This is a genomic window from Stenotrophomonas veracruzanensis (assembly GCF_032911525.1).
Taxonomy (GTDB): Bacteria; Pseudomonadota; Gammaproteobacteria; order Xanthomonadales; family Xanthomonadaceae; genus Stenotrophomonas; species Stenotrophomonas africana.
Map to the genome: position 1 here is coordinate 134,296 of NZ_JAWJTI010000001.1, position 26,244 is coordinate 160,539.

24 protein-coding genes and 1 tRNA gene are annotated in these 26,244 nt (G+C 66.0%); 14 read left to right on the forward strand and 11 right to left on the reverse strand.

What is annotated here, in order from left to right; translation table 11 throughout:
- The first annotated feature begins 1 nt into the window (after nucleotide 1).
- On the forward strand, nucleotides 2-1,723 hold the full coding sequence (locus R1H25_RS00605) for a glycosyltransferase family 39 protein (RefSeq protein ID WP_317222324.1): 1,722 nt from the start codon (nucleotides 2-4) through the stop codon (nucleotides 1,721-1,723).
- 117 nt (nucleotides 1,724-1,840) lie between these two features.
- Nucleotides 1,841-3,130, forward strand: a complete 1,290-nt coding sequence (locus tag R1H25_RS00610) for an O-antigen ligase family protein (protein WP_049449051.1) — start codon at nucleotides 1,841-1,843, stop codon at nucleotides 3,128-3,130.
- Here R1H25_RS00610 and R1H25_RS00615 read toward each other — a convergent pair.
- Both R1H25_RS00615 and R1H25_RS00620 read right to left on the reverse strand, forming a co-directional pair.
- The gene (locus R1H25_RS00615; RefSeq protein ID WP_317222325.1) at nucleotides 3,103-4,224 is read right to left on the reverse strand and encodes a glycosyltransferase family 4 protein; all 1,122 of its coding nucleotides are present in this window, start codon (nucleotides 4,222-4,224) and stop codon (nucleotides 3,103-3,105) included. The two genes, R1H25_RS00610 and R1H25_RS00615, sit on opposite strands and share 28 nt — an antisense overlap.
- A gap of 43 nt (nucleotides 4,225-4,267) precedes the next feature.
- Nucleotides 4,268-5,086, reverse strand: a complete 819-nt coding sequence (locus R1H25_RS00620; protein ID WP_317222326.1) for a glycosyltransferase family 2 protein — start codon at nucleotides 5,084-5,086, stop codon at nucleotides 4,268-4,270.
- On the opposite strand from R1H25_RS00620, the gene R1H25_RS00625 reads away from it, so the two are divergent.
- A complete protein-coding gene (locus tag R1H25_RS00625) occupies nucleotides 5,085-6,143 on the forward strand; it encodes a CDP-glycerol glycerophosphotransferase family protein (RefSeq protein ID WP_154349724.1) in 1,059 nt (352 codons plus the stop codon). The genes R1H25_RS00620 and R1H25_RS00625 overlap by 2 nt on opposite strands.
- 110 nt (nucleotides 6,144-6,253) lie before the next feature.
- Here R1H25_RS00625 and R1H25_RS00630 read toward each other — a convergent pair whose 3' ends face one another.
- The 4 genes from R1H25_RS00630 to R1H25_RS00645 all read right to left on the reverse strand — a co-directional run bounded on the left by R1H25_RS00630 (nucleotide 6,254) and on the right by R1H25_RS00645 (nucleotide 10,494).
- Nucleotides 6,254-7,792, reverse strand: a complete 1,539-nt coding sequence (locus tag R1H25_RS00630) for a PH domain-containing protein (protein WP_317222327.1) — start codon at nucleotides 7,790-7,792, stop codon at nucleotides 6,254-6,256.
- On the reverse strand, nucleotides 7,789-8,289 hold the full coding sequence (locus tag R1H25_RS00635; RefSeq protein ID WP_317222328.1) for a PH domain-containing protein: 501 nt from the start codon (nucleotides 8,287-8,289) through the stop codon (nucleotides 7,789-7,791). The genes R1H25_RS00630 and R1H25_RS00635 overlap by 4 nt, the downstream gene beginning before the upstream one ends.
- A gap of 75 nt (nucleotides 8,290-8,364) precedes the next feature.
- Entirely contained in the window at nucleotides 8,365-9,501 is a 1,137-nt protein-coding gene (ribA, locus tag R1H25_RS00640; protein WP_049449058.1) for a GTP cyclohydrolase II RibA, read from the reverse strand.
- Between the two features lie 72 nt (nucleotides 9,502-9,573).
- Nucleotides 9,574-10,494, reverse strand: coding sequence for a lauroyl acyltransferase (locus R1H25_RS00645; RefSeq protein ID WP_049449060.1), 921 nt, complete (start codon nucleotides 10,492-10,494; stop codon nucleotides 9,574-9,576).
- A 61-nt stretch (nucleotides 10,495-10,555) separates the two neighbouring features.
- On the opposite strand from R1H25_RS00645, the gene dtd reads away from it, so the two are divergent.
- From dtd to R1H25_RS00665, 4 genes are all read left to right on the forward strand, one after another.
- Nucleotides 10,556-10,996: a D-aminoacyl-tRNA deacylase gene (gene dtd / locus R1H25_RS00650; protein ID WP_057501621.1), complete on the forward strand. Its 441-nt coding sequence runs from the start codon at nucleotides 10,556-10,558 to the stop codon at nucleotides 10,994-10,996.
- A gap of 90 nt (nucleotides 10,997-11,086) precedes the next feature.
- The gene (gene rpoD / locus R1H25_RS00655; protein ID WP_317222329.1) at nucleotides 11,087-12,940 is read left to right on the forward strand and encodes an RNA polymerase sigma factor RpoD; all 1,854 of its coding nucleotides are present in this window, start codon (nucleotides 11,087-11,089) and stop codon (nucleotides 12,938-12,940) included.
- Nucleotides 12,941-13,077: 137 nt separating this feature from the next.
- A complete protein-coding gene (locus R1H25_RS00660; RefSeq protein ID WP_317222330.1) occupies nucleotides 13,078-13,746 on the forward strand; it encodes a hypothetical protein in 669 nt (222 codons plus the stop codon).
- Between the two features lie 52 nt (nucleotides 13,747-13,798).
- Nucleotides 13,799-13,874: transfer RNA gene (locus R1H25_RS00665), tRNA-Ile, on the forward strand.
- A gap of 109 nt (nucleotides 13,875-13,983) precedes the next feature.
- Here R1H25_RS00665 and R1H25_RS00670 read toward each other — a convergent pair.
- On the reverse strand, nucleotides 13,984-14,505 hold the full coding sequence (locus tag R1H25_RS00670; protein WP_317222331.1) for a hypothetical protein: 522 nt from the start codon (nucleotides 14,503-14,505) through the stop codon (nucleotides 13,984-13,986).
- Nucleotides 14,502-15,065: a hypothetical protein gene (locus tag R1H25_RS00675; protein ID WP_049451464.1), complete on the reverse strand. Its 564-nt coding sequence runs from the start codon at nucleotides 15,063-15,065 to the stop codon at nucleotides 14,502-14,504. Before R1H25_RS00675 ends, R1H25_RS00670 begins: the two co-directional genes overlap by 4 nt.
- Before the next feature lie 648 nt (nucleotides 15,066-15,713).
- On the opposite strand from R1H25_RS00675, the gene R1H25_RS00680 reads away from it, so the two are divergent.
- Complete coding sequence (locus R1H25_RS00680) at nucleotides 15,714-17,489, forward strand: serine hydrolase domain-containing protein (RefSeq protein WP_317222332.1); 1,776 nt, start codon at nucleotides 15,714-15,716, stop codon at nucleotides 17,487-17,489.
- Between the two features lie 18 nt (nucleotides 17,490-17,507).
- Here the strand turns inward: R1H25_RS00680 and R1H25_RS00685 are convergent, their stop codons facing one another.
- Nucleotides 17,508-17,900: a DoxX family protein gene (locus R1H25_RS00685; protein ID WP_049449072.1), complete on the reverse strand. Its 393-nt coding sequence runs from the start codon at nucleotides 17,898-17,900 to the stop codon at nucleotides 17,508-17,510.
- Nucleotides 17,901-18,018: 118 nt separating this feature from the next.
- Between R1H25_RS00685 and R1H25_RS00690 the strand changes: the two genes are divergently transcribed.
- Both R1H25_RS00690 and R1H25_RS00695 read left to right on the forward strand, forming a co-directional pair.
- The gene (locus R1H25_RS00690; protein ID WP_317222333.1) at nucleotides 18,019-18,438 is read left to right on the forward strand and encodes an H-NS histone family protein; all 420 of its coding nucleotides are present in this window, start codon (nucleotides 18,019-18,021) and stop codon (nucleotides 18,436-18,438) included.
- A gap of 49 nt (nucleotides 18,439-18,487) precedes the next feature.
- Entirely contained in the window at nucleotides 18,488-18,895 is a 408-nt protein-coding gene (locus R1H25_RS00695) for a hypothetical protein (protein ID WP_317222334.1), read from the forward strand.
- Nucleotides 18,896-18,917: 22 nt separating this feature from the next.
- Here R1H25_RS00695 and R1H25_RS00700 read toward each other — a convergent pair whose 3' ends face one another.
- The gene (locus tag R1H25_RS00700) at nucleotides 18,918-19,559 is read right to left on the reverse strand and encodes a glutathione S-transferase family protein (RefSeq protein ID WP_317222335.1); all 642 of its coding nucleotides are present in this window, start codon (nucleotides 19,557-19,559) and stop codon (nucleotides 18,918-18,920) included.
- Nucleotides 19,560-20,024: 465 nt separating this feature from the next.
- On the opposite strand from R1H25_RS00700, the gene R1H25_RS00705 reads away from it, so the two are divergent.
- Both R1H25_RS00705 and cml read left to right on the forward strand, forming a co-directional pair.
- Entirely contained in the window at nucleotides 20,025-20,477 is a 453-nt protein-coding gene (locus tag R1H25_RS00705; RefSeq protein ID WP_005419568.1) for a PA2169 family four-helix-bundle protein, read from the forward strand.
- A 214-nt stretch (nucleotides 20,478-20,691) separates the two neighbouring features.
- Nucleotides 20,692-21,918, forward strand: coding sequence for a CmlA/FloR family chloramphenicol efflux MFS transporter (gene cml, locus R1H25_RS00710; protein ID WP_373695542.1), 1,227 nt, complete (start codon nucleotides 20,692-20,694; stop codon nucleotides 21,916-21,918).
- 72 nt (nucleotides 21,919-21,990) lie between these two features.
- Here the strand turns inward: cml and R1H25_RS00715 are convergent, their stop codons facing one another.
- Nucleotides 21,991-25,374, reverse strand: coding sequence for an autotransporter domain-containing protein (locus tag R1H25_RS00715; RefSeq protein ID WP_317222337.1), 3,384 nt, complete (start codon nucleotides 25,372-25,374; stop codon nucleotides 21,991-21,993).
- A 188-nt stretch (nucleotides 25,375-25,562) separates the two neighbouring features.
- Here R1H25_RS00715 and R1H25_RS00720 point away from each other — a divergent pair, with 188 nt between their 5' ends.
- Both R1H25_RS00720 and R1H25_RS00725 read left to right on the forward strand, forming a co-directional pair.
- Complete coding sequence (locus R1H25_RS00720; protein WP_049449083.1) at nucleotides 25,563-25,763, forward strand: hypothetical protein; 201 nt, start codon at nucleotides 25,563-25,565, stop codon at nucleotides 25,761-25,763.
- Between the two features lie 122 nt (nucleotides 25,764-25,885).
- Nucleotides 25,886-26,236 carry a VOC family protein gene (locus tag R1H25_RS00725; RefSeq protein ID WP_057501628.1) on the forward strand — a complete coding sequence of 117 codons (351 nt, stop codon included), beginning with the start codon at nucleotides 25,886-25,888 and terminating at the stop codon, nucleotides 26,234-26,236.
- Nucleotides 26,237-26,244 lie beyond the last annotated feature (8 nt).

Here is a 26,244-nt window from a genome sequence, read left to right on the forward strand (position 1 = left end):
CATGCTGAAAACCCACGCGTCGCGCCAGACGTGGTTGTTCGTGGTGATGGCCCTGCTGGTGCTGGGGGCCGGTCTGGGCCTCCGTGATCCATGGCCTTCGGACGAGCCGCGTTTCGCGCTGGTGGCCAAGCAGATGGTCGACAGCGGTTACTGGTTGTTCCCGCATCGCGGCACCGAGCTGTATTCGGACAAGCCGCCGATGCTGATGTGGTGGCAGGCCACGCTGTACGGCGTGATCGGCCACTGGCGGGTGGCCTTCCTGCTGCCGTCGCTGCTGGCGGCGCTGGGTACGCTGTGGTGCGTGGTCGATCTCGGCCGTCGGTTGTGGACGCGGCAGGTAGGGCTGTACGCGGGATGGGCGCTGCTGTTCGCGTTGCAGTTCACCTTCCAGGCGAAGAAGGCGCAGATCGACCCGCTGCTGGTGCTGTTCATCACCCTGGCCAACTATGGCCTGCTGCGCCACCTGCTGCTGGGGCCGGCCTGGCGCTGGTGGTGGCTGGGCTGGTTCTTTGCCGGAATCGGGGTGATCACCAAGGGTGTGGGCATGCTTGCCCTGTTGATGATCGTGCCGGCGGCCATCGCCTCGGCCCTGCACTGGCCGCGTGTGTCCCTGCATGCGCGCGATGGCCGTTTCTGGCTGGCGCCACTGGCATTCCTGCTGGCGGTATCGTTGTGGCTGGCACCGATGCTGCTGGCCGGACTGGGCACCGGCTCGGACGAGTACCGTGCCTACATCAGCGACATCCTGTTCCGGCAGACGGCGCGCCGCTATACGCATTCCTGGGATCATCACCAGCCGTGGTGGTACTTCTTCGGCGTAATGCCGTCGATGTGGATCCCGGCGTTCCTGGCGTTGCCGTGGGCCATTCCAGCTTGGCGCAGGCGCCTGCGCCGACGTGACCCACGCTACCTGCTGCCGCTGGCCTGGTGTTTGCTGCTCGTGCTGTTCTTCTCCATTCCCGATGGCAAGCGCGACGTCTACATCCTGCCAGCGTTGCCGATGTTCTGCCTGGCACTGGCGCCCCTCTTGCCTGGATTGATGAAGCGGCGCGACGTGCAGGGCCTGCTGTGGGGTTTCACCGCGGTGCTGGCGTCGGCCCTGACCCTGGTCGGGGCGCTTGCGCTGCTGGGTGATCCGCACTTCGAAGTGAATCTCACCCGTGGTCGTGGGTTGCCACCTGGCGCGACCGACGCGCTGGCCTGGGCGATCCTGGCGATGGGACTCTGGGGTGGGCTGGGCCTGATGGTGGCAGGACGCCGTCGCAGCCACCTGGCGTTGGTCTCGACCCTGACCGCAGCCTGGGTGTTGTACGGCCTGGTCGGCTACCCGCTGCTGAATGATTCAAGCTCCGCGCGTGGATTGATGCGCGACGTCGGCGCACGCCTCGCGCCGGATGCGGAGCTGGGGCTGGTGGCCTGGAAGGAGCAGAACCTGCTGATGGCCGACAGGCCGGCGGCCACGTTTGGATTCGAGAACCGCTGGCATGAGCAGCTGCAGGCGGCCGTGCGCTGGCAGCGGCTGGACCCCGGACGACGTTGGCTGCTGGTGAACGACGATGCCATGCAGGGCTGCATTGATCGTTCACGGGCGGAGATGGCAGGCATTTCCAACCGGCGGCGCTGGTGGCTGGTTCCTGCGGCGGTCGTAAGGGGCACCTGCGCGCCCACGGTGGCGGAACTGGAACGCGAGTACCTGCTGCAGGGGCCACCGGATGAGGACTGAACGAATGAGCGACGAACATGACGGCGCTGCGACAATCGAAGGCTCGCTCTGCCCTAGAATGAGCACCGCTCCCGGCACCGTGCCGGTCTCCCGCTACCGACCCGCTGACCGCACCACGTGATCCCGCTTTCTCCGTCTACTTCCCGCACGTCGGGCTTCCTGGCCGGCGCCTATACGGTGGCGCTGGGGGCATTGCCGACGCTGTTGATGCTCACCATGGAAGGCGGCAGCGCGGGCTTCTATCTGGTGATCCTGTTGTCGCTGATCCTGCTGCTGATGCCCTCGGCATCGCCGGCCCTGCTGCCGGGCGCCGTTCGTCGCTATGCATGGATGGGCATCGGCATGGGCGTGATGCTGGTGGGTGTTCTGGTCAGCCTTGGTGTGCATGGCATCTGGAAAGGGTCGGAGGTCGAAAAAGCGGCGCGCCTGCTGTCGATGCTGTTGATCCTGTTCGCGGCGCTGCGGGTGCCACGCAGGATCCTTGGGCGCGCCCTGTTGGGAACCCTGCCCGCAGTGTGGTCGGCAGCGGTGATCATTGGCTGGCTGGCGCTGGAAACCGGCGCGCGCCCTGCCACCCAGCAGTTCAACGCGGTGACCTACGGTGACCTGACCCTGTTGTTTGGTGTGTTGAGCCTGGTGTCACTGGGTCTGCCGGTGACCCGCTTTACCCGCATCGAGGCGACGCTGAAGCTGCTGACCGGCATCCTGGGCCTGGTTGCCTTCCTGTGGACGCAGACCCGCGGTGGCCTGCTGGCGATTCCCTGTTTCCTGCTGATCGGCCTGCTGGTGATGGGGCGTCGGCTTGGCCGCATGAAGATCCTGCTGGGCCTGGTACTTGCGGCGGGCGTAGGCATTGTCGCCACCCATGATGGCGCGCTGCGCGACCGCATCGATGCCGGCGTGAACGAGTATGGTGATTGCAGTGCGGACCACCTGGCCGATACGTCGGTCTGCATCCGCCTGCAGTTGTGGAGCGCGGCGGGCCACATGATCCGTGAGCAACCAGTGTTCGGTGTCGGCGGCGGCAACCGCTTCCGCCAGGAACTGGAACGGCTTGCCGAACAGGGCAAGGTCTCGACGATGGTCGCGCGTGATTTCGGCGAGACCCACAACGACCTGCTGTACTTCCTGGCCACCTACGGTGTGCTGGGCGGGCTGGGGCTGGTGCTGGTGTACCTGGCGCCCGCGCTGGTGTTCCTGCCACGCCTGTGGCGTGGCGACGAGCGATCGCGGTTGCATGCCGCTGCAGGGTTGAGCATCTGCGTGGCCTTCGCCGTCTTCGGCGTTACCGAAATGATGCTGCGTGACATGCGCACCGCGTCGTTCTATGCCGCCTGGGTCGCGCTGCTGCTGGCGCTGTCCGAGCCTCGCCGCCCCGATCAGCGCGAGCCCAGCGCCGCTTCGTAGCTGGCCAGGGTCGCATCGGCGAAGGTCTGCAGGCCGAACGCGGCTTCTGCATGACGGCGGGCGGCCATGCCCATTGCCGCCAGGGCCTGGCGCTGTTCGTACATCGCCTGCAACTGCGCCGCGATGGCGGCCACGTCACGGGTGGGTACGACCCAGCCGTCGACGCCCTGCTGGATGTTCTCCGGAAGACCGGCATAGTCGCTGACCAGCATCGGCCTGGCGCTGGCCATCATTTCGCGGCAGGCGAAGGAGATCGTTTCGATGTCGTTGGACAGCACGAAGCCGACGTCGCCGGCGGCGATCAGCGGGCGCGTATCGGCCAGCAGGCCGGTGAAGTGCACCTGCGCTGCGACCTCGCCGAGCGCCTGCACCTGTCCGCGCTGCTGTGCGTTGGGCAGGTGGCCGGCCACCGCCATGTGCACGTGTGGGCGGATGGCATCGGGCAGCAGGGCGATGGCCTGCGCCAGGTCGATCCAGCCCTTGTAGTCGTCAGTGCCGGCATTGCTGACCAGCACCAGGTCATCCGGATCCTGGGTCCATTGCTGCCGCATTGCCTGCCCCGCGTCGGCGGCCATCGGTGCAAAACGGGCCAGGTCGACGCCGTTGCGGACCACGTCGATCGGACAGCGGCGGTATGAGCCCTGCTCCAGCAGCCGCCCGGTATGGGCCGATACCGCGATCACGCGATCGGTGGCCCAGCGCGCACGGAAGGCATTGCCCAGGGTGTTGGTCGGCTTGCTGTTGTGCTTGGTGAGGATGATCGGCGGCCGGCGCATGCCGAGCAGGCTCTGCATCACGAAGCGGTGATCGCGTGCGCCGTTGACGTGGACCAGGTCGATGCCCTCGTCCCGCACCAGGCGGCGCAACGCGCGCTGTTCGGCCAGCTGCTGCGGCAAGGTCGGCAGGCCACTGCCGAAGGCCATCGGCAGGGCGGTCGCGATGCCCTCTTCGGCAACGGTGCGCAGCAGGCGGCTGTCGGCGGGGGCAGCGACATGGAGCGTGTGCTGGCCATGCAGGGCCCGCGCCAGGGACACGATGTACGTGGTGTGGCCGCCACCGTCGCCGTAGTGGAAGTTGGTGTACAGGATTTTCATGGGGGATCTTCGGGCAACGCGTGGTCAGTGTGACACAGCCGGCTCAGGACCGTTCCGCAGGTGCGACCGGGTCGGCCACTGCCTGGCCGTTGCCCAGCATCCACAGCATGATGGTCTTCTGCCGCACGTAGTTGGCGCGCACATAGGCGTAGACCAGGCCGTGCCAGCCATCGCGGAAGCCGCCGCGGAACAGGAAGCCGCGCCAGAACCGCCAGGCCGGGGCCAGCACCAGCTTGCCCAGCGTGGCCCGCTTGCCGCGCGCGAACTCGTGCTCGGCCATCATCCGCGCGTACTTCTCGGTCTTGGCCAGCTGCTGCTGCAATGACCGGTACGGGTAATGGATCAGGTCGCCGCGGAGGGTGCCCACACTGCCGTCGACACTGGCCGCCTCGTGGATCTCGCGCTTGCCGCGCCAGCCGCCCTGGCGGCGGTCGAACAGGCGCATTACCCGGTCCGGGTAGGCATTGCCGTGGCGCAGGAACCTGCCGAAATACTCCGACAGACGGGCGAAGCGGTAGCCGGCGTGGCCGCTGAAGCCGCCGTCACGGGCCTGTTCGATGGCCGTGCGCAGCTCCGGGCTGATGCGCTCGTCGGCATCCAGGCACAGCACCCAATCGTGGCTGGCCTGCTCGACGCAGAATGCCTTCTGGCTGCGGAAACCCTCGAACGCGCGCTGGAGCACCCGGGCGCCGGCGGCCTCGGCGATGGCCACCGTGGCATCGGTGGAATACGAGTCCACCACCACGATCTCATCGCAGAAGGCCAGCGAGGCCAGGCAGTCGCCGATGCGCCCAGCCTCGTTGAACGCGATAATGCACGCCGAGATGCGAGGCCGTTCGATGGGAGCGGTCGTGGAGGACATGATGGCCGGGTACCTGTTGTTTGCGACGGAGCGCTATGCGCTGCCTATTCTCGCCCCGTTGGCGCAGGCCTTGCACGCCTCCGGGCAGGACGTCGCTGCCTGGTTCGAGGATGGCGCAGCCGGCAGCAGCCTGCCGGGGGTGCCCAACGTCGGCCTGAAGCAGGCCCTGGCGATGCGCCCGCGGGCCGTGTTCAGCGCCGCCAACTGGGTGCCGACCTTCCTGTCCGGGGCCAAGGTGCAGCTGTTCCATGGCTTCAACGTGGAGAAGCGGGACAGTGCGCGCGGCCACTTCCGGGTGCGTGGCATGTTCGACCTGTACTGCACGCAGGGGCCGGCCACGACCGCACCATTCCGCGAGATCGCTGCCCTGCAGGGCCATTTCGCGGTGGCCGAGACCGGCTGGCCGAAGCTGGACCCGCTGTTCCGCGACGATGGCGGCGAGAGCGCCGCGCTGCGAGCGGCGGCAGGTGGGCGTCCGGTGATCCTGTTTGGCTCGACCTTCACCGAGCGGCTCAGCGCCGCTCCGCACCTGCATGCGCAGATCGCCGCCGATATCGCCGCAGGTGGCCACTACTGGCTGCTGACCCTGCACCCCAAGTGCCCGCCCGAACTGTTCGAGCGCTACCGCGCGCTGGCCGGTGCCAATGCCCGTTTCATCGAGCCGGAACAGGTCATGGCCGCGCAGCGTGCCGCCGACGTGCTGGTCTCGGATACCTCATCGATCGTCTCGGAGTTCATCGTCCAGCACAAGCCGGTGGTGACCTTCCGCAACCGCGTGCCGAAGGCGCACATGATCGACTTCGACGACCCGGCGCAGCTGCCGGCGATGCTGCAGCGCGCGTTGCATCCGGACGCCGCGCTGCAGGCGGAGATCGTGCGCTATGCCGATGCCATCCACCCCTACCGTGATGGCCGTTCCAGCGAACGGGTGATCGCCGCGACCGAGGATTTCCTGTCCGGTGAAATGGGCGCGCTGCGGCGCAAGCCGTTCGGCAGCTGGGTGCGCGATCTGCAGATCCGCAAGGACCTAGGCTACTGGGGGCCGTCGCAGCGCTGACGTAGGTCCTGTAGAGCCGAGCCCATGCTCGGCTGCGGCAAGCCGAGCATGGGCTCGGCTCTACGGTAGATCCACGCCATGCGTGGATGGCGGTTCAATGATCGGCCGCGCTACCAGCGCAGCTTGCGCCGTGCCAGCGCTGCGGCCAGCCGCTCCATCACCTGCTGGGCCTGTGCCTGCGGCAGATGGTGCAGGGTCAGTGCCACATCGCCATGCGCGCCGGCGGTATCCAGCTGCAGGCTGCTGGTGCCGAGCAGCTTGTCCAGCGGTGAGCGCTGCAGGCGCAGGCCCTGCACCTTGTCCAGCTCGGCCCAGCGCCACCAACGCTTCCACCAGCCGCCGCGCACCGCCACGTAGTGGTCGTCCAGGTACCAGCCCATGCGTGCCATCTGCCGGTGCGCGACCAGCAACGCTACCGGCAACCAGGCCAATACCACCAACCCCCACGTTTCCCAGCGCCAGTACGCGGCTGCCGCCAACAGCGGTACCAGCACCAGTGCGCCCAGGCACAGCCGCCACCAGCCGCGCTGCGGAATGGACTGCCAATGCGCCGGTGGCCATTGCAACTGTGGCAGCAGGTGCCGCACCAGCTGCTCGCAACGCGTACTTGACGCCAGGGGTGCCAGTTCGCGCAGGGCACGGTCCTCATCGCGCGAGGGCCCGCCAGCGGCACTGTCGATGCGGAGCTGGCGCAGCCCGAACCAGCGCTGCAAAGTACCTTCGCGCAACGTCCAGGCCTGGATGCGGCGGCGCGCCACGCTGCTGCGGGTGCGGCTGAGCAGACCGGCCGAAACGGTCAGGCGGCGATCCTGCTCGCTGAGGGTGAAGCCGTGGTAGCGCAGCAGGGTCAGCACCACCGACAGCATGCGCAGTGCCAGCCAGCCCAGCAGCAGTGCGGCAGCCAGCAGCAGGAACGCGCCGGCCATGCCGGGGTGCAGATGGCTGGCGTAGCCGAAGGCCTCGCGGCCACCACGCTGGATGGCATCGTCCATCACCGGCCGTGGCACGGTCTGGAACAGCACGCCGAATGCGGCCACCGCCAGCGCCCAACCGCGGTTGGAAAGCAGGCCCATGCGCACCACATCCCAACCGGACAGGCGCAGCAGCACATGTTCGCTGTCGGCGTTGGCAATGGGCGGCGCATCAACGGCGTCAGCGGCCTGAGGCGCCTGCCCACGCTGGCGCACCAGCCGCTCCAGCGCCAGCGCCTGGTCCAGCTTCAGCACGCGCATCTCGGCTTCCGGACGCACGCCGCCGGCCGATTCCAGGCGCAGCTCGGCGACGCCGAACAGGCGGTGCAGCGGGTTCTGCCGCACTTCCACGTTGTGGATGCGGGCGAACGGGATCTCGCGGCGGTTGCGTGCCAGCAGGCCACTGCGCACGGTGATCGCATCGCTGCCGATGCGGTAGCGGTAGCTGAGGTACTGCAGCACCGATACCAGCACCAGTGCTGCGATCGCCGACAGCGGGATCAGCTGCGCCCACATCGGGTCGCGGTCGCCGCGCTGGCCGAACACCAGCAGCGCAACCAGTGGCAGGAAGTAGTGGCGCAGCTGCATCAGCAGCACGAACAGCCATGACCAGGGGTGCAGGCGGTGATCCTCGCCACCGGCGGGCAGCGATGCAGGCAGGGGCGGCGGCAGGCTCACAGGGCGTCGGCGTCCTGGTCGAGCTGATGGGACAGGGTGTCGCGGAGGCGCTCGGCGTCGGCCTCGTCCAGGCCGCTCACGGTCACTGCGCTCATGCGGGTACCGGCGGTGTGCACGATCAGTGTGGCCAGGCCAGCGCGTCGCTCCAACGGGCCCCGACGCAGGTCCAGGTGCTGTACGCGCGAAATGGGAATGCGCGTCTCCAGTTGCCACATCAGGTCGCGGCGCAGGCCCAGGCCCTGTGCGTCCAGCCGCCAGCGGGTGCGGGTCAGGCGTCGGCGGCCCAGCCACGCACCGAAAACGATGCCGATCAGCAGCCCAAGGGCGGCAGTCCACAGGCCGCCGGGCAGATCGAAGAACCATGCGGCCGCGGCCAGTGGCAGCCCCGGCAAGAACAGACCACCGAAAGCGCCTTCCAGTGCAGCGAGACGGGCGGCGCGTTGCGGCAGCGGCTGCCAGGCATCGGTGGGCGGAGAGGTCAGGGGAACGTCGGTCACGCGGGCTCCGTCAGGCGGCAGGGCAGGCGGTGGCGGCCGTGGCCGCACCGCGCAGACGGTAGCAGGTCGGCTGCGTTACTGGGCAGCCTGGATCAGCGCGTCCACATCCAGCATGTGGCCTGCGCGATCAGCCTTGGTGCGCAGGTAGTGTTCGTTCTCGGCGGTGATCTCGCCGGTGACCGGAATGCAGTCCAGCACTTCGATGCCGGCGTTGCGCAGCCGCTGTGCCTTGGTCGGGTTGTTGCTGAGCAGGGCCACGCGCGAAATGCCCAGGCCATGCAGCATCGCCACCGCGCTGCCGTAGCGGCGCTCGTCGGCGCCGAAGCCCAGCTGTGCGTCGGCGTCGATGGTGTCCAGGCCGTCATGCTGGTAGCCATAGGCGCGCATCTTTGCGGCAATGCCGGTGCCGCGGCCTTCCTGGTCCAAGTACAGCAGCACGCCGCCACCCAGCTCCTTCAGCTTGCGCAGGCCACGCCGCAGTTGGTCGCCGCAGTCGCACTTGAGCGAGCCGAACAGGTCACCGGTCAGGCACGAGGAGTGCACGCGCACCGGCACCACGGCCGACAGGTCCGGCTCACCGACGATGATCGCCACCTGGTCGCGCTGGGCCACGCCACCGCGGAACACCGCGAAGGTGGTCATGCCGACATCGCGCAGCGGTACCGGCGAACGTGCCACCAGTTCGTAATCGTGGGCTGCATGGGCCGCGCCTTCGGCGAGGTCGCACAGGGCCACTTCGGCAGCACCGTCGAAGGTGCGGTCATCGGCGTCCAGGCGCACCGCCACCATCGCCGGCAGCAACAGGCCGAGGCGGGCCAGTTCCACGGCGCCGGCATCGAAGGCGTCACCGGCGCTCCAGCCGTCCGGCATCGGGCCGGGTTCGCGCAGGTAGCCCAGCGAGGGCAGGGCATCGAAGGCTACGCCGGCCAGCGGCAGGCGCGCGCCCTCAGGTGCCTCCACGCCGAGTACGCGGGCGCGGGTGGCGGTCAGGAACAGGTAGTGGCGTTCGCAGGCGGCGCTGGCGAAGGCGGCGAAGCTGCTGGCGGTGGCGCTGTCCAGCGCGATTACCGCCAGGCGCTGGCCCTGGCCATCGTGGAGCAGGACCGGGCGACCGGCGCGCAGTTCGGCAACCGCGCGTTCGCAGCGGATCGCGGCCGGATCGCCGAACAGGGAAGAAGCAGCAGGCATGGCAGGACCGGGGGAGGCGGACATCGCAGTCTCTATGGGGGCGCCGGCGTCGTATTCAACGTGCTGCGGCCGCCGGTCGCAGGGACCCGGCGGGCGTCAGTGCGGGTGTTCCTCAGTCGCGTACGGGTCTTCCTCGCCGCTGCCCGGTGGCCGCAGCGTATAGCGCTTGTAGGTCCACTGGTACTGCGCCGGATCACGGCGGGCGATGCGCTCGATGCCGGCATTGAGGGCGGTGGCGGCTACCTGCGGGTCCGGGTCGGCCACGGCCGGGTCGGTCGGCTCGATGTGCAGGGCGAATTCCATGTCCGGCCCGATGCGCTCGCACCAGCCATACAGCACGGTGGCGCCGGTGCGCTCGGCCAGGCGGTTGACCAGGGTCATGGTCAGCGCCTGCACGCCGAAGAACGGCACGAACACGCCGTCGCCGGCCTTGGGCTGCTGGTCGGGCAGGATGCCGGTGGCACCGCCGTCCTTGAGCACCTTGAACAGCTGGCGCACGGCCGGACCTTCGGCGCGCACCTGCTGCACGTTCTGGCCGCCCCGCACCAGCTGCAGGAAGGCATCGCTGGCCTCGTCCTCCGGTGGTTTGTAGACGATGGCGATCTGCCCGCGCGAGGCCAGCCACTGGTTCAGCAGCTCCCAGTTGCCGAAATGCGGCGCGGCCACGATCACGCCCTTGCCGCTGGCCAGGGCTGCGTCGTACAGGGCCTCGCCGTGGCGCTGCTTCAGATGCAGGCGCAGGTTGTCGGCCGGCCTCTGGCTCCACAGGCGCAGGGTCTCGATGGCCTGCAACGCGGTGGAGCGCAGCAGATCGCGGTGCAGGCGATCGCGTGCAGCGCCGTCCAGCTCCGGGTAGGCCAGTTCCAGGTTGCGCCGGGTGACGCGGCTCTCACGGGCGTTGAGATTGATCCACGCCCACGCCAGGGCGCGCGCGAACCCCCGCAGCAGTGGCCAGGGCAGGCGAGCGAACAGGGTGGTGGCGCGATAGACCAGCCGGGCTTTGCGTTGCGGATTCATCGGCGCCAGTTTAGCCAAGGGCGCTGCTATCGTGGCCGGCCCCGTTCATTGGAAGCCCACGATGCTCGTCTTGATCCAGCGTGTCAGCCAGGCCGCCGTCCATGTCGATGACGAGGCGGTGGGGCAGATCGGCCCGGGCCTGCTGGCGCTGGTGGGCATGGAGCCGGGCGATACCGAGGCCCAGCTGCGCCGCATGGCCGAGCGCCTGCTGGGCTACCGGGTGTTCGCCGACCAGGCCGGAAAAATGAACCGGTCGCTGCGCGACACCGGCGGTGGGCTGCTGCTGGTCAGCCAGTTCACCCTGGCGGCCGACACCCGATCGGGCATGCGGCCCAGCTTCACCAGCGCCGCGCCGCCGGACGAGGCTGAACGCGGGTTCAATCGTTTTGTCGAGATCTGTCGTGAAAATCACGCGCCAGGGGTGGAAACGGGTCGATTTGGTGCCCATATGGTCGTCAGCCTGGTCAATGACGGTCCCGTGACCTTCCTTCTCAGGCCCTAGGCCGCCGGGACCACCGCCCGGCAGGCCGGGCCCCGGGCTGGTATAATGCTACGTTCCCTATTTCTCCCTAGCCGGTGGCGCGAGCACTACATGGCCAACGAACGTCCTGCCCAATCCGAAATCAAGCAACTGATCAGCAAGGGCCTGGAACAGGGCTACCTGACCTACGCCGAAGTCAATGACCATCTGCCGGACGACATGGTCGACCCGGAACAGATCGAAGACATCATCGGCATGATCAACGGCATGGGCATTGATGTCCATGAAGTTGCGCCGGATGTGGAAACCCTGCTTCTCAACGACGGCAACACCGGCAACCGTGAAGTCGATGACACCGCGGCCGAAGAAGCCGCCGCCGCGCTGAGCGCGCTCGACACCGAAGGTGGCCGTACCACCGACCCGGTGCGCATGTACATGCGCGAAATGGGCACCGTCGAGCTGCTGACCCGCGAAGGCGAAATCGCCATCGCCAAGCGCATCGAGGAAGGCCTTTCGCAGGTCCAGGCTGCCCTGGGCCAGTTCCCGGTCTCGGTCGAGTCGCTGCTGACCGACTACGAAGCCCACAAGGAAGGCAAGAAGCGCCTGGCCGAAGTGATCGTCGGCTTCAACGACCTGGCCGACGAAGTGCCTGCGCCCGCCGCTGCCGTTTCCGATGATGGCGATGATGCCGACGCCGAAGCCGACGAGGACGAGGACGATGATGTCGAGGGTGGCGAGGAAGAAGCCGCACCGACCGGTCCGGACCCGGAGGAAGTCGCTGCGCGCATGCAGGCGCTGAGCGATGCCTTCAATGCCTTCAAGAAGGCGGCGACCAAGGGCGACAAGAAGAACCTGCCGCGCCTGCGCGAAGAGATGTCGGCGGTGTTCGTCACCCTGAAGCTGCCGCTGCCGCTGACCGATGTGCTGACCAAGCAGCTGCGCGACACCATGGCGTCGATCAAGGCCCATGAGCGCCGCGTGCTGAACCTGGCCACCGTCACCGCCCGCATGCCGCGCAAGGACTTCATCCGTTCCTGGGAAGGCAACCAGACCAACCTGGAGTGGGTGGAGGACGCACTGAAGCGCAAGCAGAAGTGGTCTTCGGCCCTGCGCGAAGTGAAGGACCAGATCATCGCCGAACAGCAGGCGACGATCGACATCGAGAAGCTGACCCAGCTGGACCTGGAAGAGCTGAAGGAAATCAGCCGTGCCATGGCCTACGGTGAAGCCAAGGCGCGCAAGGCCAAGAAGGAAATGGTCGAGGCCAACCTGCGCCTGGTGATCTCGATCGCCAAGAAGTACACCAACCGCGGCCTGCAGTTCCTCGACCTGATCCAGGAAGGCAACATCGGCCTGATGAAGGCCGTGGACAAGTTCGAGTACCGCCGCGGTTACAAGTTCTCGACCTACGCCACCTGGTGGATCCGCCAGGCGATCACCCGCTCGATTGCCGACCAGGCACGCACCATCCGTATTCCGGTGCACATGATCGAGACGATCAACAAGTTGAACCGCATTTCCCGCCAGATGCTCCAGCAGTACGGCCGCGAGGCTACGCCGGAGGAGCTGGCCAAGGAAATGGACATGCCGGAAGACAAGATCCGCAAGGTGATGAAGATCGCCAAGGAGCCGATCTCGATGGAAACCCCGATCGGCGACGACGAGGATTCCCATCTGGGCGACTTCATCGAGGACACCAACGTGGAGTCCCCGATCGAGAACACCACCAACATCAACTTGTCTGAAACCGTGCGCGACGTGCTGGCCGGCCTCACCCCGAGGGAAGCCAAGGTGCTGCGCATGCGCTTCGGCATCGACATGAACACCGACCACACCCTGGAAGAGGTCGGCAAGCAGTTCGACGTGACCCGCGAGCGCATCCGCCAGATCGAAGCGAAGGCCCTGCGCAAGCTGCGTCACCCGAGCCGCTCGGAGCAGCTGCGCAGCTTCCTGGATATCGATTGACGGGTATCCGCTGCATATGAAGCATCCGACAGACCCCGCGTAAGCGGGGTCTGTTTTTTTTGCCTGCGGTCTCGTCCGCGTTGCGCGCGACGGGAGAGGATGCGTGTCCTGTTTTCGCGCTGGTCAATGGAATGCCGATGAAACTGCCGATCTTGCTGCTCTCGCTGTCACCGCTGGTTGCCTGGGCGGATACTCCACAACCACCGGCATGCAATGCCGAGAGTTTCTTCAGCAGCCAGTTCGACTATGCCGTGGGTCGCGTGGTCGACGCCGGGCAGGTGCTGCTGCTGGGCGAGGCAGAAGGCTGCCTGGACGAGGAACGGGAGGGGTGCCGCAGTGGCGAGGAGATGGAACCGGGGACCGGCCTGGTGATCGGCGACAGCTGGAACAACTACTACTGCGTGAAAGCACGTTCGCCGAGCAAGGAAGTGGTGGGCTGGGCGCCGGAGTCGCGCGTGATGAAAACGAGCAACTACTACGAGACCAGCTTGACCAGCTGGGTCGCCCATTGGGAACGCAGTGACGGAAATGCCATCGACATCGCGGCCAAGGGGGACGCATTCGAGCTGAGCACGCAGGAGGGCGGCGAGGGGGCGGCACCGCGGGTCCTGGGCCGCGCTGCACCGGAGGAGGACGAAGACGTACTGCATCTGCGCCAGGGTGACTGCACGACACGCGTACTGCTGCGCGGCGCCGACCTGGTGGTGGCTGACAACGGACAGTGTGGCGAGCACGAGCGCCGCCTGCGCGGTGAGTACCACAACCGTGCGCCGTTGGATCGGTTGATGCAGCGCCTGGGGCAGTAGTGGCGCGCAGTGGAAACCCTTTGCCGGCCTCACTACACTGTGAGGCTGCGCCGGGCCTATAGCTCAACGGTTAGAGCAGGGGACTCATAATCCCTTGGTTTCAGGTTCGAATCCTGATGGGCCCACCACATCGCTGTCCAACGAAGTCCAGTGACGAAGCCCCGATGGCGTCTGGCTGGTGCATCAGGGGGCGCCAGGGGCAGCACCTTGCGGCGATGCCCCTTCATTGAAGGGCCCTCAGGATCGCGGCAGATTCTCGATGGGACCAACGCGACCGGGCGGGGGCGGCTGACAGTTGCCGAAGCACCCGCCACCACCAGGGAACCAGCCGCCGATCCCGCCACCACCGCCAGTGCCACCTCCGCCACCGCCACCGCCACCGCCAGACGGCGGTGTCGAGGCGAAGCTGTCTTCAGTGCCGCCTGACTCTTCTGCCGACTTCCCGCACGGCTTGCTGACGGTGATCATGCTTGAGCCGGTCATCATCATGATTTTCGTCTTGTACATGACGTTGCCGACGAAGGACGTGTTGCGCCATGCATCGGCACCGAAGGTCCTTTCAGCGGTCTCATCCAGTTTCTTCAGGAATGCCCGGTTGGGTGCCTCTGCGGACGAGGCACCGGCTTGCTTGGCCGCCGCAATATCCTTCAGGTCGACCGATATCGAGAACGGGAGCATTGGAAGAACGGTGCAGGCCAGAGCAACACCGGTAATGGTGAAAGCTGCGGTGGCCAGGGCGAATTTACTTACAGGTTTCATTGCCATCCTTGCGAGTTGTCAACGGGGAACGGGCGGTAATCGGGAACGAACGGGTTGCCCGTTCTTCCCTGGTAGAGCTGGTTGAAGGTAGCGTTCAGGCGAAGCGCTTCGGCCTCCCCCTGCATCCGCTCCTCGATGGTGAGTGGCGCAGAGAACATGATTTCCCTGCCAAGCGCAGCGGAAGGGTCTGCGCGCATCTCCAGGACACGCGAAACCGCGTATGCGTTGATGTTTCCCGCTCGACCGGTGGATGCGAAATGAGTCGCAAGCAACTGCAACGCAAAGTAGTTGCCGTCCACGGCGGACGACATCATCTGGTCCAGGGCCGCTCGATCGGGGAGCCTTCTCGAGTCCAGGATCGTGCGGGCAAGCTTGTCGCCGTTATTGGCGGCCTGTTCCAGCAACGCGTCGGGCGCGCTGGAGTAGGAAGCCCACTGCGCGGTGTTCGGATAGCCGTGTTCGTCCAGCCAGCGTTGCTCCTCGCGGCTACGCCCATCAAAGGGATCATCGTCCTTGGGCTCCATGGCATCGCGATTCTGCGGAACACCGGGAAACAGCATGCTCGTGCTGTTGGCAGGCCGTAACGCGGGTGACGCCGCCGAAGGTGTCGGCGCGGCGGGATTCTCGCGCGGTCCTCCCGCCTGTCCAACCTTCGGTGCTGCTTGCGAGGCCTGTGGCGTGGGGCGAAGGAGGAGAAAGGCTGCTACTGCTCCCGTGGCGAGTACGGCAACGATGAGTGCTGCAGCGAATTTCTGCGATGAACTTCTGTATTCCATGAGGGTGGTGCAGTTTCCTTGCGATGAACACTGAGTCTGGTACGCGACGCAACAACGTTGGAGTTGCTCGCGCAACTGAAACGGAGTGCACGCAGGTCGCCGGTGATGAATTCGATCCCGTGTGCACATCTGCATCGCCCGCATAGAACGGAAAAGTGGTGCGGCCTCCCCCAGTCCTCTGTGGTCTGTATTCATTTCTTGTTTACGTTCTGGTCCGGCACACGCTTCGGGCCCGGTGCCGGGCGACCCGTTGCACATCAACGACTACGGGTCACGAACAGAGCTGCGGGAACCGCCACAAGCCTATTGGAAGGAGTCCCGCGCCTTTGTTTCGGCGCAGGGAATCCGCTTGCTGGAACCTCCCGGCTGAGGCCCGCTCAGCCGCAGGCAGCGCAACACCGTCCATCGCCGCCCCCCTGTGTCGAATGACACATGCCCGACCATTTCTGCTGGCGGGAAGATGACGGCATCCCGAAGTGGAGTGATCTGATGCCTGGTACGCTCAGTCGTCGCACCTTCCTGGCCAGTGCCGCTGCCGTTCCAGCGGCCGCGCTCATGCCGGCGGGCATTGCTGCCGGGAAGACATATGCAGTCCTTACTGAGAGCTTGATCGAGACGGAACGGGATGCAATCCGCTCCGCCATGAAAGGCAGCGACATCGGTGCCGCTGCCGTCTGCCTGGTCGAAGACGGGCAGGTGGGCTGGGCCGAGGGCTTCGGGTGCGCATCGGGCGACGGTAGTGCAGCAGTAGACGCCAGTACGATGTTCAGCATCCAGTCCACCTCGAAGAATTTCGCGGCGGTGGCGGTGCTGTTGGCCGTGCAGGACGGCATCCTTGATCTGGACGCGCCCATTACCCATTATCTGCCGTCGTTCACGGTGCGCAGCCGCTTTGAGCATTCACCGCAGGAGCACATCACGCTGCGCCTGCTGCTCGCCAACCGTGCTGGATTCACGCACGAGGCGCCGCAGGGCAACAACTACGAACCGGCGTCACCGGGCTTTGATGCGCACGTCCGCAGCATCTCCCAGACATGGCTGCGCTTTCCGGTAGGTACGCGCTACCGCTATTCCAACCTGGGCTTCGACCTTGCAGGCCATGTCCTTGAACAGGCTGCGGGTGTCGATTACCCGCAGTGGCTGCGGCGTCGGATCTTCGAGCCGCTGGGAATGCACGACAGTACGGCGGATGCGTCGGTCTATCTGGCAAGCAAGGGTCGCGCATTGGGAACCCAGGAAGGCTTCGTGCAGGTACCGCCGGTGACGCCACTGGTGGTGTCCGGTGGCGTCTGGACCAGTGCTGCCGACATGGCGAAGTATCTTGGCTTCATGCTTGCTGGCGGTAAGGCAGGCACGCAGCAACTGCTCGCACCTCATCTCTGGGACGAGATGCATGGCTTCGGCCTGGGTGGCGACTACGGGCTAGGTGTGATGCGCAGCGAGCGCCGCTACGGCAGCACACCGGTACGGCTGCTGCACCACCGCGGTGGCGGCTTCGGATTCGGTTGCGTTTTCACGTACTGCCCGCAGGCGCAGGTGGGTTTCGCTGCAATGTTCAACCGTGCGACGTCCGCAGGGTACGGCTTCGGCGAGCGTCTGCTCGATCAACTGTTGTCGGCGCGTTTCGGACCACGGCAGCCCCGCGTGCCGGTATCGTCGCTGGCGCCGATCCGATTGAACCAGAGCCAGCTGCAGCGGATGGCGGGAAACTGGATTGGTCGCAGCGCCAAAGCGAAGATTGTGGCTGCCGAAAATGGTGAATTGCTGCTGCGTCGAGAGGCCAGTGAAGCGGGTACCCGGCTTGCGGCCATCGACGGCGATCAACTGTTTACCGAAGGCGCCGATGGAGAGGTTGCGACGTACCGTTACCATGCGGCAACGGACATGCTGCCTGCGCATCTGGAATGTACGAACGGGGAAGATGGCCTGGACCAGAACGACACCATGGAGATGCCTGCCGGGCCGAATACCCTCCATTGGCCCCCCTGGTTGGGTCGCTATCGCATCGACCAATGGGGCAAGCCGTCAATGTCCGTTGTGCTGGAGCAACGACAGGGCTGGCTGTACATCGATGGCATCCGCCTGGTTGCTGAAGTGGAGCCTGGCCTGTTGTTCACCAGCGATGGCGAAGCCGTGGACTTCCGTGGCCCCCAGCCGACGTGGCGCAACCTGCGCTTGCAGCGCGTCCGCAATGCGGACGCTGGCTGATGCCTGCGTGGCGCTGGGTCAGGCGCGCCGCCCCCGGCCGTCAATGCTGTAGCGCCCGGCGCCTGTGCAGGCCAGCAGCAGGAAGCCACCGGCCAGCCCAAGGTTCTTCAGGAACATGATCTGCTGGGTCTGGTCGGCGAAGTTGTGGTGGAAGATGAAGGCGGTGACCAGGCTGAAACCCACCAGCACCACCGACACCAGCCGGGTCTGGAAGCCGAGCAGGATGCATAGTCCGCTGCCGATCTCGAAGGCGATGGTGGGCCAGAGCAGGAGGCCGGGCACGCCCATGGCTTCCATGTAGCCCTGGGTGCCGTTGAGATCACCGAGCTTGCCCAGGCCGGAGACCAGGAACAGCGCCATCAGCAGGATGCGTGCAAGCAGGTAAGCGAGCGAGTGGGATGCGTGGCTCACGTCGGTGTCCTCGGAGATGGCCGTCGAGGGTGATCGGAGCCCACCGGCGGTGAAGCCTGTGTCTACGCGAGGCGCAAGGCGCCTTGACAGCTGGCGGTTCGCAGGAGACCTTTCTCCCATGACGATTGATATTGAATCGCTCAGCCTTCGGGAGCTGGGCGCCTTGGTGGTTGCCGCTGAACAGCGGAAACAGCTGATTTCCAGCCGCCGTCCGGCCAGTGCGGTGCGACGGATGCTGAAAGCCGCCGCGGCCGAAGCCGGCTACACCCTCGAAGAACTCTTCGGTGGGGAAGCCTCGGAAACACCTGCGCCTGCCCGCAAATCCGCCCGCCGTAAACCCGGCAAAGTCGCGCCCAAGTATCGCGACCCGGAATACAAGCGCCTGACCTGGACCGGTCGCGGGCGCATGCCGCGCTGGTTGGCGTCCAAGGTGTCGATGGGCCACAAGGCCACCGATTTCCTGATCCCTGGCTTGGCCAGGCCGACCGCTGGCAAGACCAGCACCATCGGCAAGCGGACCGTCATCAAGAAGGGATGAGGCTGCGGCACTGCTACCCTGCCCGGGTCTTTCAACCGAGGAGCACGGGATGGCACACGAGGGTGGCATGACGATCACGCCGAAAGTCCTGTACACAGCTGCAGGCGCGGCCGTGCTGGTCAGCCTGCTGGCCTGGGCGGTGGAATGGAGCGGAATGGCCTATGTCTGCCCATACTGCCGCGTGCAGCGCACGGTCATCGGCGTGCTGGGTGTGCTGACGCTGTTCGCGCGACCGGGCGGGCTCATCGTGCCGTGGTTGTCGTACACCACGGGCGGCTTCGCGTTCGTGGTCGCGGCGATGCAGCACTTCAACGGCTGGAAGCGTATTTCCGCCGGAGATTTCAGCTTCAACGCGCAGTGGTACATCGATCCATGGCTGCTGTCAGGCTGCGCGATGCTGATCCTGGTGGCGCAGCTGATGCTGGTGCAGGCTGCGTGTCGGCGCAGTCTGCGCTGATGCCTGCCCACGGGGCGTAGCCTCAGGCGTTCTGGAATACCGCCAGCTGCGCGGCGAACGCGCGCTGGTACGCCGGTCGTTGCGTTGCGCGTACCACATAGGCGACCACCTGCGGGTGCTCGTCGAGGAGGCCGCTGCTTTTCAGGCGCAGCAGCACCGAGACCATCATCAGGTCGCCGGCGCTGAATTCGCCATCCAGCCACGACGCCGAGCCCAACCAGGCGGACAGTTGTGACAACCGCGTACGCACGCGCTCTTCAAGCATCGGCAGACGCTGCGCATACCAGGGCTGCTCGCGCTCCAGCACCCAGGCCATGGAGCGTTCGACGATGGGCGGCTCCACCGTGTTCAGCGCAGCAAGCAGCCACATGATCGCGCGCATGCGCGCATCCGGGTCGGCTGGCAGCAGGCCGGGGTGTTGCTCGGCCAGGTGCAGCACGATCGCGCCGGATTCGAACAGGAGCCGGTCGCCGTCCTGCCAGGTGGGAATCTGCCCGAAGGGATTGCGCGCCAGGTGCGCGGGCTGCTTCATCTCGGTGAAGCTGAGCAGCTGCACGTTATAGGGCACAGCCAGTTCCTCCAGCGCCCAGCGTACGCGCATGTCACGGGCCAGGCCTTGGCCACGGTCGGGGGAGGTGGCGAAGGCGGTGAGGATGGGAGACATGGGAACAGTCCGCGCGGTCAAGGAAGGTTTGACGATCTGACGAGCGAGTGTGCCGAAAATCGACATGGGCGGTGCCCTGCACGTCGCCTGCACGTGTTCTGCACGCAGGCACCGTCCTGGATCGATCAGTCTGCCGGGGTCATCCGCAGAGACAGGTAGCAGGTATGAATACCCCAGGAAAACCGAAGCCGAGTTGGCGCCAGAGAAACGTGCTGATGGGAGTGCTCGCCGCAGTCCTGGTGATCGTGGTGATCATCCTCTTCATACCTTGGTGAGTTGCCCAGGATCGCTCGATGTGATCCACGCGCCACTGTGGCGTGAAGCAGTCAGTGCGGGTTGGGTGAAGTGATGTGCGTATCAATCGTTGCTCACCTGCGAACTACACGAGCATGTCCAGAGTGGATCTGCAGGCAGCGCAGTCGAGGCTGCTTTTCTCCCCCGAAACGACGATACAGGAGCAACGCCATGAGCACCCAGTCCACCATCGAACATCGCCTCAACGACCTGATCGAGATCGCCCGTGACGGCAAGTCGTTCTATGAAGAAGCCGCGACCAAGGTGAAGGACGCCGAGCTTTCGGCCCTGTTCACTCGCATTGCCGGCGTCAAGGGCCGCATCGTGGCCGCATTGAGTGGCTCGGTTGCAGCCAGCGGTGGCAAGCCTGCCGAGCACGGCACCGTGGTCGGCTCGATGCAGCAGTTCTACGGCAAGGTCCGCGCCGCCTTCGGCGATACCAACTACGGCTATGTGGCCGAGTTGGAGGAATCCGAAGACCGCCTGCTTGGAGCGTTCAAGGACGTGCTGAAGGACAACGAGCTGCCGCCGGCAGTGCGTCAGGAAGTGACCCAGCTGCTGCCGGAAGTGCAGGAATGCCACAACGTGATGCGCGCGCGCAAGCATGCGATGAAGGCGGCTTGATGATCGTCGGCGGCCCACTTCCCGGGGTCGCCGCGGCCGGGGCGGCATCGCTGCCCCGGTCACCCTGAACCGGTCGCTGCTACACTCTGACCGGTTCCGCACGGCCAACGATGGACACCATGAACAACGGGAACGGTCCGCAGACAGTTCGCTGAGCCGCAACAACGAAGCAGACGTTGTTGCGGTGCCCATCCCTGCGATGCACGCGAGATGGATGGATCACCGCCGGATTCACTCTGGGCGGAGACTCCCCGTGTTCAATCGACAGGCCCCGCGTTGGGCCCATACCCTGCCATCGGCCATTGCGCTGATGGCGCCGTTCGACCTCCTGGCCTCGCTGGCCATGGATATCTATCTCCCCGTAGTGCCCTTGATGCCCAATGCGTTGGGTGCATCGCCTACGCTGGTGCAATTGACGCTGAGCATCTACATGCTGTTGCTCGGCATCGGCCAACTGCTGTTCGGCCCGTTGTCCGACCGCGTCGGGCGGCGGCCGGTGCTGCTGCTGGGGGCGTTGCTGTTCACCGTTGCGTCGTTTGCGTTGGCGCTGTCCAGCAGTGGCGGCGCATTCCTGGCTTGGCGCACCGTGCAGGCGGTGGGGGCGTCGGCGGCATTGGTGGCGACCTTTGCCACGGTGCGTGATGTATACGCGGATACAGCGGAAGGCGCGTCGCTGTACGGGCTGTTCGCTTCAATGCTGGCCTTCGTACCGGCGCTGGGGCCGATGCTGGGGGCACTGGTGGCAACGGCAGCGGGGTGGCGCGTGATCTTCGTGCTTCTGGGCGTGCTTGGCGCGGTTGCCGGCCTGCGCGCGCAACGCCAGTGGCACGAAAGCCGCCCAGCATCTGGTGCAGAAGCGGGACCGGCACTACAGAGGGTGCTTCGCAGTGGCGCCTTCTGGGCATACACGCTGGGATTCAGTGCGGCGATGGGTACGTTCTTCGTGTTCTTCTCGATTGCACCGCGCGTGCTGGTCGAGCGCATGCAGTATTCGCAGATCACGTTCAGCCTGGCGTTCGCGACCGTGGCACTGGTGATGATCCTCACTTCGCGCGTGGCGAAGCGGTTCATTGCACGCTGGGCGGTACGTGGCACTTTCCTGCGCGGGCTCTGCGTGATGATGGTGGGTGTGCTGCTGATGGCGCTCGCTGCGGTGTTTCCACTGTCATTTGCCAGTGTCGTGCTGCCGATGTGGGGCATTGCGGTGGGGCTGGTGATGGTCGTTTCGGTGGCCGCCCATGGCGCGTTGCGTGATTTCGCCGACGCGTCGGGTACGGCGGTGGCGCTTTACTACGCCGTACAGAGCGTGATCGTGGCCGGCTTCGGGACACTGGCTACCGTGTTGTTGCCGGGGGACACGGTGTGGCCGCTGGTGGCCTATGGCCTGCTGTTGCCCCTGGCCAGCCTGATCGCTGTGGCGGCGTTGCGGTGCCGCACGTAGCCTTGGGCAGTGAATAAAAAATGGGGCGGCCAAGAGGCCGCCCCAACCTGTCAATCGATCATGTGCGTGGCGTTAGAAGCGCACCGACCAGCGCACGTTCGCACTGTGGTCGCGGCTCTCGCTGCCGTACTGGCCGCTGTAGCCCAGGTCCAGCTGCTGACGCGGTGTCAGCCACGCGGACAGGCCCAGTTCGGCCACCACGGCGTTGTCGGCAATCGGAGCACCCTCGACCACGAAGGTGGTGCTGCTGTTGGCGAAGGCCAGGTTGGCCACCTGGTTGCGATCACCCGAGGCACGGCGGTAGCCGACACCGCCACGCAGGTGCAACCAGCTGTCCTGCTGGAACGATGCCTTCAGGCCCTTGTCGAAGCGCAGGCCAGCGGTGGCGACCGTGGTGCCGGTGTCGTCCACCTCGCCGTGCAGGGCCGCCGCACCGCCGCGCTCGTTGATCTGCTTCAGATCCACCTCCACGCGGGCGACCTGCAGGTACGGCTCCAGCCCGGCTTCCGGGCCACCGAAACGGTAGCCGGCTTCGATGAAGGCCTGGCGGGTGCGGGCGTCGTAGCGTGCGCTCAGGCTGTCGCTGAAGCCCGCGAAGGCCACATCGCGTGTGCTCTTCACCTCGTGCTTGCTCCAGGCCACGCCGCCGCGCAGGCCGAAGCCGCCCCAGGTGTGGCTGGCGTAGGCACCGAAGTGCGTGTTGTCGATCTTCGACTTGGCGCGGCGGTCCTGCTGCTTCACGTCGGTGCGGCCGGTGCCGGCCAGCACACCGACCTGCCAGCCGGAGAACTCGCGGTCGATGCCGACCAGCAGGCCGTTGCTGTTGGCTTCGGTGCGGGCGGTGTTGGCGTTGCCATCCAGCTTGCTGTTGCCGCCCAGGGCCTGCACCCATGCGCCCGTGGCATCGCCCGCATCGGCACCGGGTGCGGTGGCACCGGCACGACGTGACAGTGCGGCATCGCGCACATAGCGGCTGCCCTCGACCAGGGCCAGCGCCGTGGCCGGATGCAGCTCGCCGCTGAGGCCATCGAGCACGCCACCGACCTGTTGCGGGAACAGCTGCGTCAGCGGCTTGGGCAGGCCCTGGTTGATCGCCAACACGTCAGCGGCGCCGGCCACCGCGCGTTGATTCGGCGTGGTGGCGGCACTGACCAGCGAGGCGCCGCGGGCCACGTCGATACGGGTGCCATTGGCACCGTAGGCGAGGCTGAACTGCAGGAACGGCGAGAACGCACTGAAGTCGGTTTTGGCGAACTGGCCGCTGACGCCGCCATCGGCGCGGATGAAATTGAACTGCTCGCCGAGGTAGTAGGTGCCCGGCTCCGGCAGTGCGACCAGAGTGCCGCCGAGGGTGGCGGTGCCGGTCACGTGCAGCTGGTCACTGCGCCCGCCCGGAGCGAGTTCGGCCGCGTAGACACCGGTTGCGCCCTGCACATAGTCGCCATTGATGGTCAACGTGCCGATGGAGTTGCCGGGCGCGATGATGCCGTCCACGCGGGTGTTGCCCAGCGTACCGACACCCTTCAGCAGGCCGTTGGCACCGACCGTGGTGGTGCCGCCGGTCTGCGTGCCGTTGAAGGACACCACGCCACCGTTGACGGTCAGGTTGCTGTCCTTCAGCAGGCCGCTTGCGCTGACCGTGCTCACGCCCCCGGTGGTGTTCAGCGCGGTGGAGACCAGGCTGCCGTTGAGCAGGAACTGGCCACCCTGGACCTCGACCGCAGACGTGAGCGTGTTGGCACCGTCCAATTCCAGCGTGCCGTCCTGCAGCACTGCGCCGTTGAAGGTGTTGTTGCCGCTCAGGCGCAGCCAGCCGATGCCGGACTTGGTCAGCTTGCCGGGGCCACCAATGTCGTTGGTCCAGTCATCCCAGGCATCGCCCTCCCACACCTTCAGGCCGCCGGCCTTCTGGTTCATCACCACGTTGGTATCCACGCGCAGCGAGCCATAGCCTTCGATGGCCTTGCGCAGGTCCATCAGGCCCCAGCCGTAGATCTCGTCGATGCCCGGTGCGCCCAGATCGCGCGCGGTGGTCAGCAGCACGTCGCGGACCTGTGCGCTGTCCAGATAGGGGAAGCGTTCGAACAACAGGCCCAGCGCACCGGTGACGTGCGGTGCGGCCATCGAGGTGCCGCTGAGCAACCCATAGCCGTAGGTGGGCACACGCTGGGTGACGTCAAGCGACAGATTACCGTTGGCATCCACGCCCAGCGCCGCCGCCACTGCGGAATCATCGCCATAGACTGTGGAGTTGATGCCTGAGCCGGGAGCGGCCAGGCACCAGTTGGCGCTGAGGCCGCACTTGTTGGAGGTCAGGCTGAGCGTGAAATCCTGGCCGACGTTGACGACACTGAGCCAGTACTTCTCGATGTCAGCGAAGGCACGCGGAAGGGTGGCATACATGCCGGCGATCGGGCTGGCCGATACGGGAGCCGCAACATCGCGTGCAGGCGAATTTCCCGCTGCCCAGACCTGGATCATGCCATTGGCGCGGGATCCGTCGGCATAGGTTGCGAGGTAATCGCGATCATCCGGATCGTTGTAGATCTGATCCATCAGTACCGCATTGGGCTCATTACTCAGACCCCAGCTATGGTTGACCGCGCGCACGCCCTGGGCGTTCATCTGGGCGTACATGTCGACCACGGCGGACGAATCGGGGCCAACGCTACCCAGTGAGACCACCGAATAGCCGGTTGCCGTACGCTGCCATTCGCTGGCGCTGTTGAAGAAGAGGCGGGCGACGCTGAGATCCGCCCCGAAGGCGACCCCATGCATACCATTGCCGTCGCGGTTGGCGGCGATGGTGCCGGCCACATGGGTGCCGTGTACTTCAAAGCCGATGCCGGGCTGAACATAGGGGCCGGCCATGATCAGGTCGCGAATGTTCTGTGGGACGTTGGCGTTGAAGCCAACGTAGCTAACCTGCACGTCGTCGCCATCGCTGGAGAAGCAGGCGCCGGGACCTGTGAGCTGTGTGGTGTTGGTGCAGTGCGAACCGTCGGCCAGCAAGTCGGCAATGTGGATGCTGCGATGGTTCTTCCCGGCGAACTCTGGATGGTCCAGGCCGGTGCCGCTGTCGAACACACCCAGGCGGATGCCGGTACCGGTCAGGCCCCGCGCATAGGCGTGGTCTGCGTTGGTCGCGGCCAGTCCCCAGTCGGCGTTGAATTCGTTCGTGCGCCAACTGGCCGGATCACCTGGCTTACCGAGAATCGACGCGCTGGCTGCTGCTACGGGTGTTGCGGCCGACAGGTTCGCGTCGGTCGATGAACTCGCCAGCGGTGTGGGCTGCGCCCACGCGGCCTGCAGTTGGCGCTGCTGCTGCCAGGCATCGAATGATTCGCTGGCCATGGCCGGGAGTGCGGTGGCCAGCAACAGCGAGCTGGCGACGGCAAGCGCCAGCGGGCGATGTGAGAGGGAGCGGGACGAACGGCCGTACAGCGGGTGATTCATCAGACAACTTCCTTGATTGACGGACATCAACAGCCGTTAACCCCGCAGCGCGCCGATCACCCCCAGTGGCGTGAAGAAAATTTAATGAACAGGTTAAGATTGGGTGACATCGGCTTTCACTTCGTCTCCCTGCGGTCCCGCTACCGTGACCCAGCCTGGGCTCACCAGGCCTATCAGGGAGTGATGCAATGCGAGTTTTCAGGAAAGTGATCGCAGGGGCTGTGTTCGCGCTGGCATGTACTGGTTCGGTGGCGGTGGCAGGGCCGGTCGAGCCCTGCGACAAGCCGTGCTGGCGGGCTTACCAGATGTGCCTGGCCAGTGGTGCCGACGCCGGTGAATGCCAGCAGGCGTACAACACCTGCGTGGTCGACCTGTGCATGGGCGTGTGAGTCGCGCCGTTTGAGCGTTGCGTTCTATGGAGCCCCGTCATCGACGGGGCTCTTCTGTTTCAATCGAGGATGCCGGCATCGATACGGTAGTCTCGGCATGTCTTCATGGGCAGAGGAGTGCCATGGCCGTCAAACGTGTCGTCGCCAACATCGCCACGCCTGACCCTGCGCGTGCCGCAGCGTTCTATGGCGAACTGCTGGGCATGCCGGTGGTGATGGACCACGGTTGGATCGTCACCCATGGCGGTGAGGGCAGCGCGCTGGCGCAGATCAGCTTTGCCAGTGAAGGGGGTTCCGGCACCGCAGTGCCGGACCTGTCGATCGAAGTGGACAATCTGCAGCAGGTACTGGAACGGATACGCGCGGCCGACATCCCGCTGGAATATGGCCCGGCCGATGAACCCTGGGGCGTGCGCCGCTTCTTCGTCCGTGACCCCTTCGGGCGATTGTTGAACATCCTCGCCCACACCTGAGCGACAGA

Bases quoted from the DNA above. Each gene is read 5' to 3' on its own strand.
- R1H25_RS00690 (WP_317222333.1), top strand. From the start codon at position 18,019: ATGACGATTGATATTGAATCGCTCAGCCTTCGGGAGCTGGGCGCCTTG.
- R1H25_RS00605 (WP_317222324.1), top strand. From the start codon at position 2: ATGCTGAAAACCCACGCGTCGCGCCAGACGTGGTTGTTCGTGGTGATG.
- dtd (WP_057501621.1), top strand. From the start codon at position 10,556: ATGCTCGTCTTGATCCAGCGTGTCAGCCAGGCCGCCGTCCATGTCGAT.
- R1H25_RS00645 (WP_049449060.1), bottom strand. From the start codon at position 10,494: ATGAATCCGCAACGCAAAGCCCGGCTGGTCTATCGCGCCACCACCCTG.
- R1H25_RS00615 (WP_317222325.1), bottom strand. From the start codon at position 4,224: ATGAAAATCCTGTACACCAACTTCCACTACGGCGACGGTGGCGGCCAC.
- R1H25_RS00660 (WP_317222330.1), top strand. From the start codon at position 13,078: ATGAAACTGCCGATCTTGCTGCTCTCGCTGTCACCGCTGGTTGCCTGG.
- R1H25_RS00620 (WP_317222326.1), bottom strand. From the start codon at position 5,086: ATGTCCTCCACGACCGCTCCCATCGAACGGCCTCGCATCTCGGCGTGC.
- R1H25_RS00720 (WP_049449083.1), top strand. From the start codon at position 25,563: ATGCGAGTTTTCAGGAAAGTGATCGCAGGGGCTGTGTTCGCGCTGGCA.
- R1H25_RS00680 (WP_317222332.1), top strand. From the start codon at position 15,714: ATGCCCGACCATTTCTGCTGGCGGGAAGATGACGGCATCCCGAAGTGG.
- R1H25_RS00695 (WP_317222334.1), top strand. From the start codon at position 18,488: ATGGCACACGAGGGTGGCATGACGATCACGCCGAAAGTCCTGTACACA.
- R1H25_RS00725 (WP_057501628.1), top strand. From the start codon at position 25,886: ATGGCCGTCAAACGTGTCGTCGCCAACATCGCCACGCCTGACCCTGCG.
- R1H25_RS00625 (WP_154349724.1), top strand. From the start codon at position 5,085: ATGATGGCCGGGTACCTGTTGTTTGCGACGGAGCGCTATGCGCTGCCT.
- ribA (WP_049449058.1), bottom strand. From the start codon at position 9,501: ATGTCCGCCTCCCCCGGTCCTGCCATGCCTGCTGCTTCTTCCCTGTTC.
- R1H25_RS00700 (WP_317222335.1), bottom strand. From the start codon at position 19,559: ATGTCTCCCATCCTCACCGCCTTCGCCACCTCCCCCGACCGTGGCCAA.
- R1H25_RS00675 (WP_049451464.1), bottom strand. From the start codon at position 15,065: ATGCTGTTTCCCGGTGTTCCGCAGAATCGCGATGCCATGGAGCCCAAG.
- cml (WP_373695542.1), top strand. From the start codon at position 20,692: ATGGATCACCGCCGGATTCACTCTGGGCGGAGACTCCCCGTGTTCAAT.
- R1H25_RS00705 (WP_005419568.1), top strand. From the start codon at position 20,025: ATGAGCACCCAGTCCACCATCGAACATCGCCTCAACGACCTGATCGAG.
- R1H25_RS00715 (WP_317222337.1), bottom strand. From the start codon at position 25,374: ATGAATCACCCGCTGTACGGCCGTTCGTCCCGCTCCCTCTCACATCGC.
- R1H25_RS00670 (WP_317222331.1), bottom strand. From the start codon at position 14,505: ATGAAACCTGTAAGTAAATTCGCCCTGGCCACCGCAGCTTTCACCATT.
- rpoD (WP_317222329.1), top strand. From the start codon at position 11,087: ATGGCCAACGAACGTCCTGCCCAATCCGAAATCAAGCAACTGATCAGC.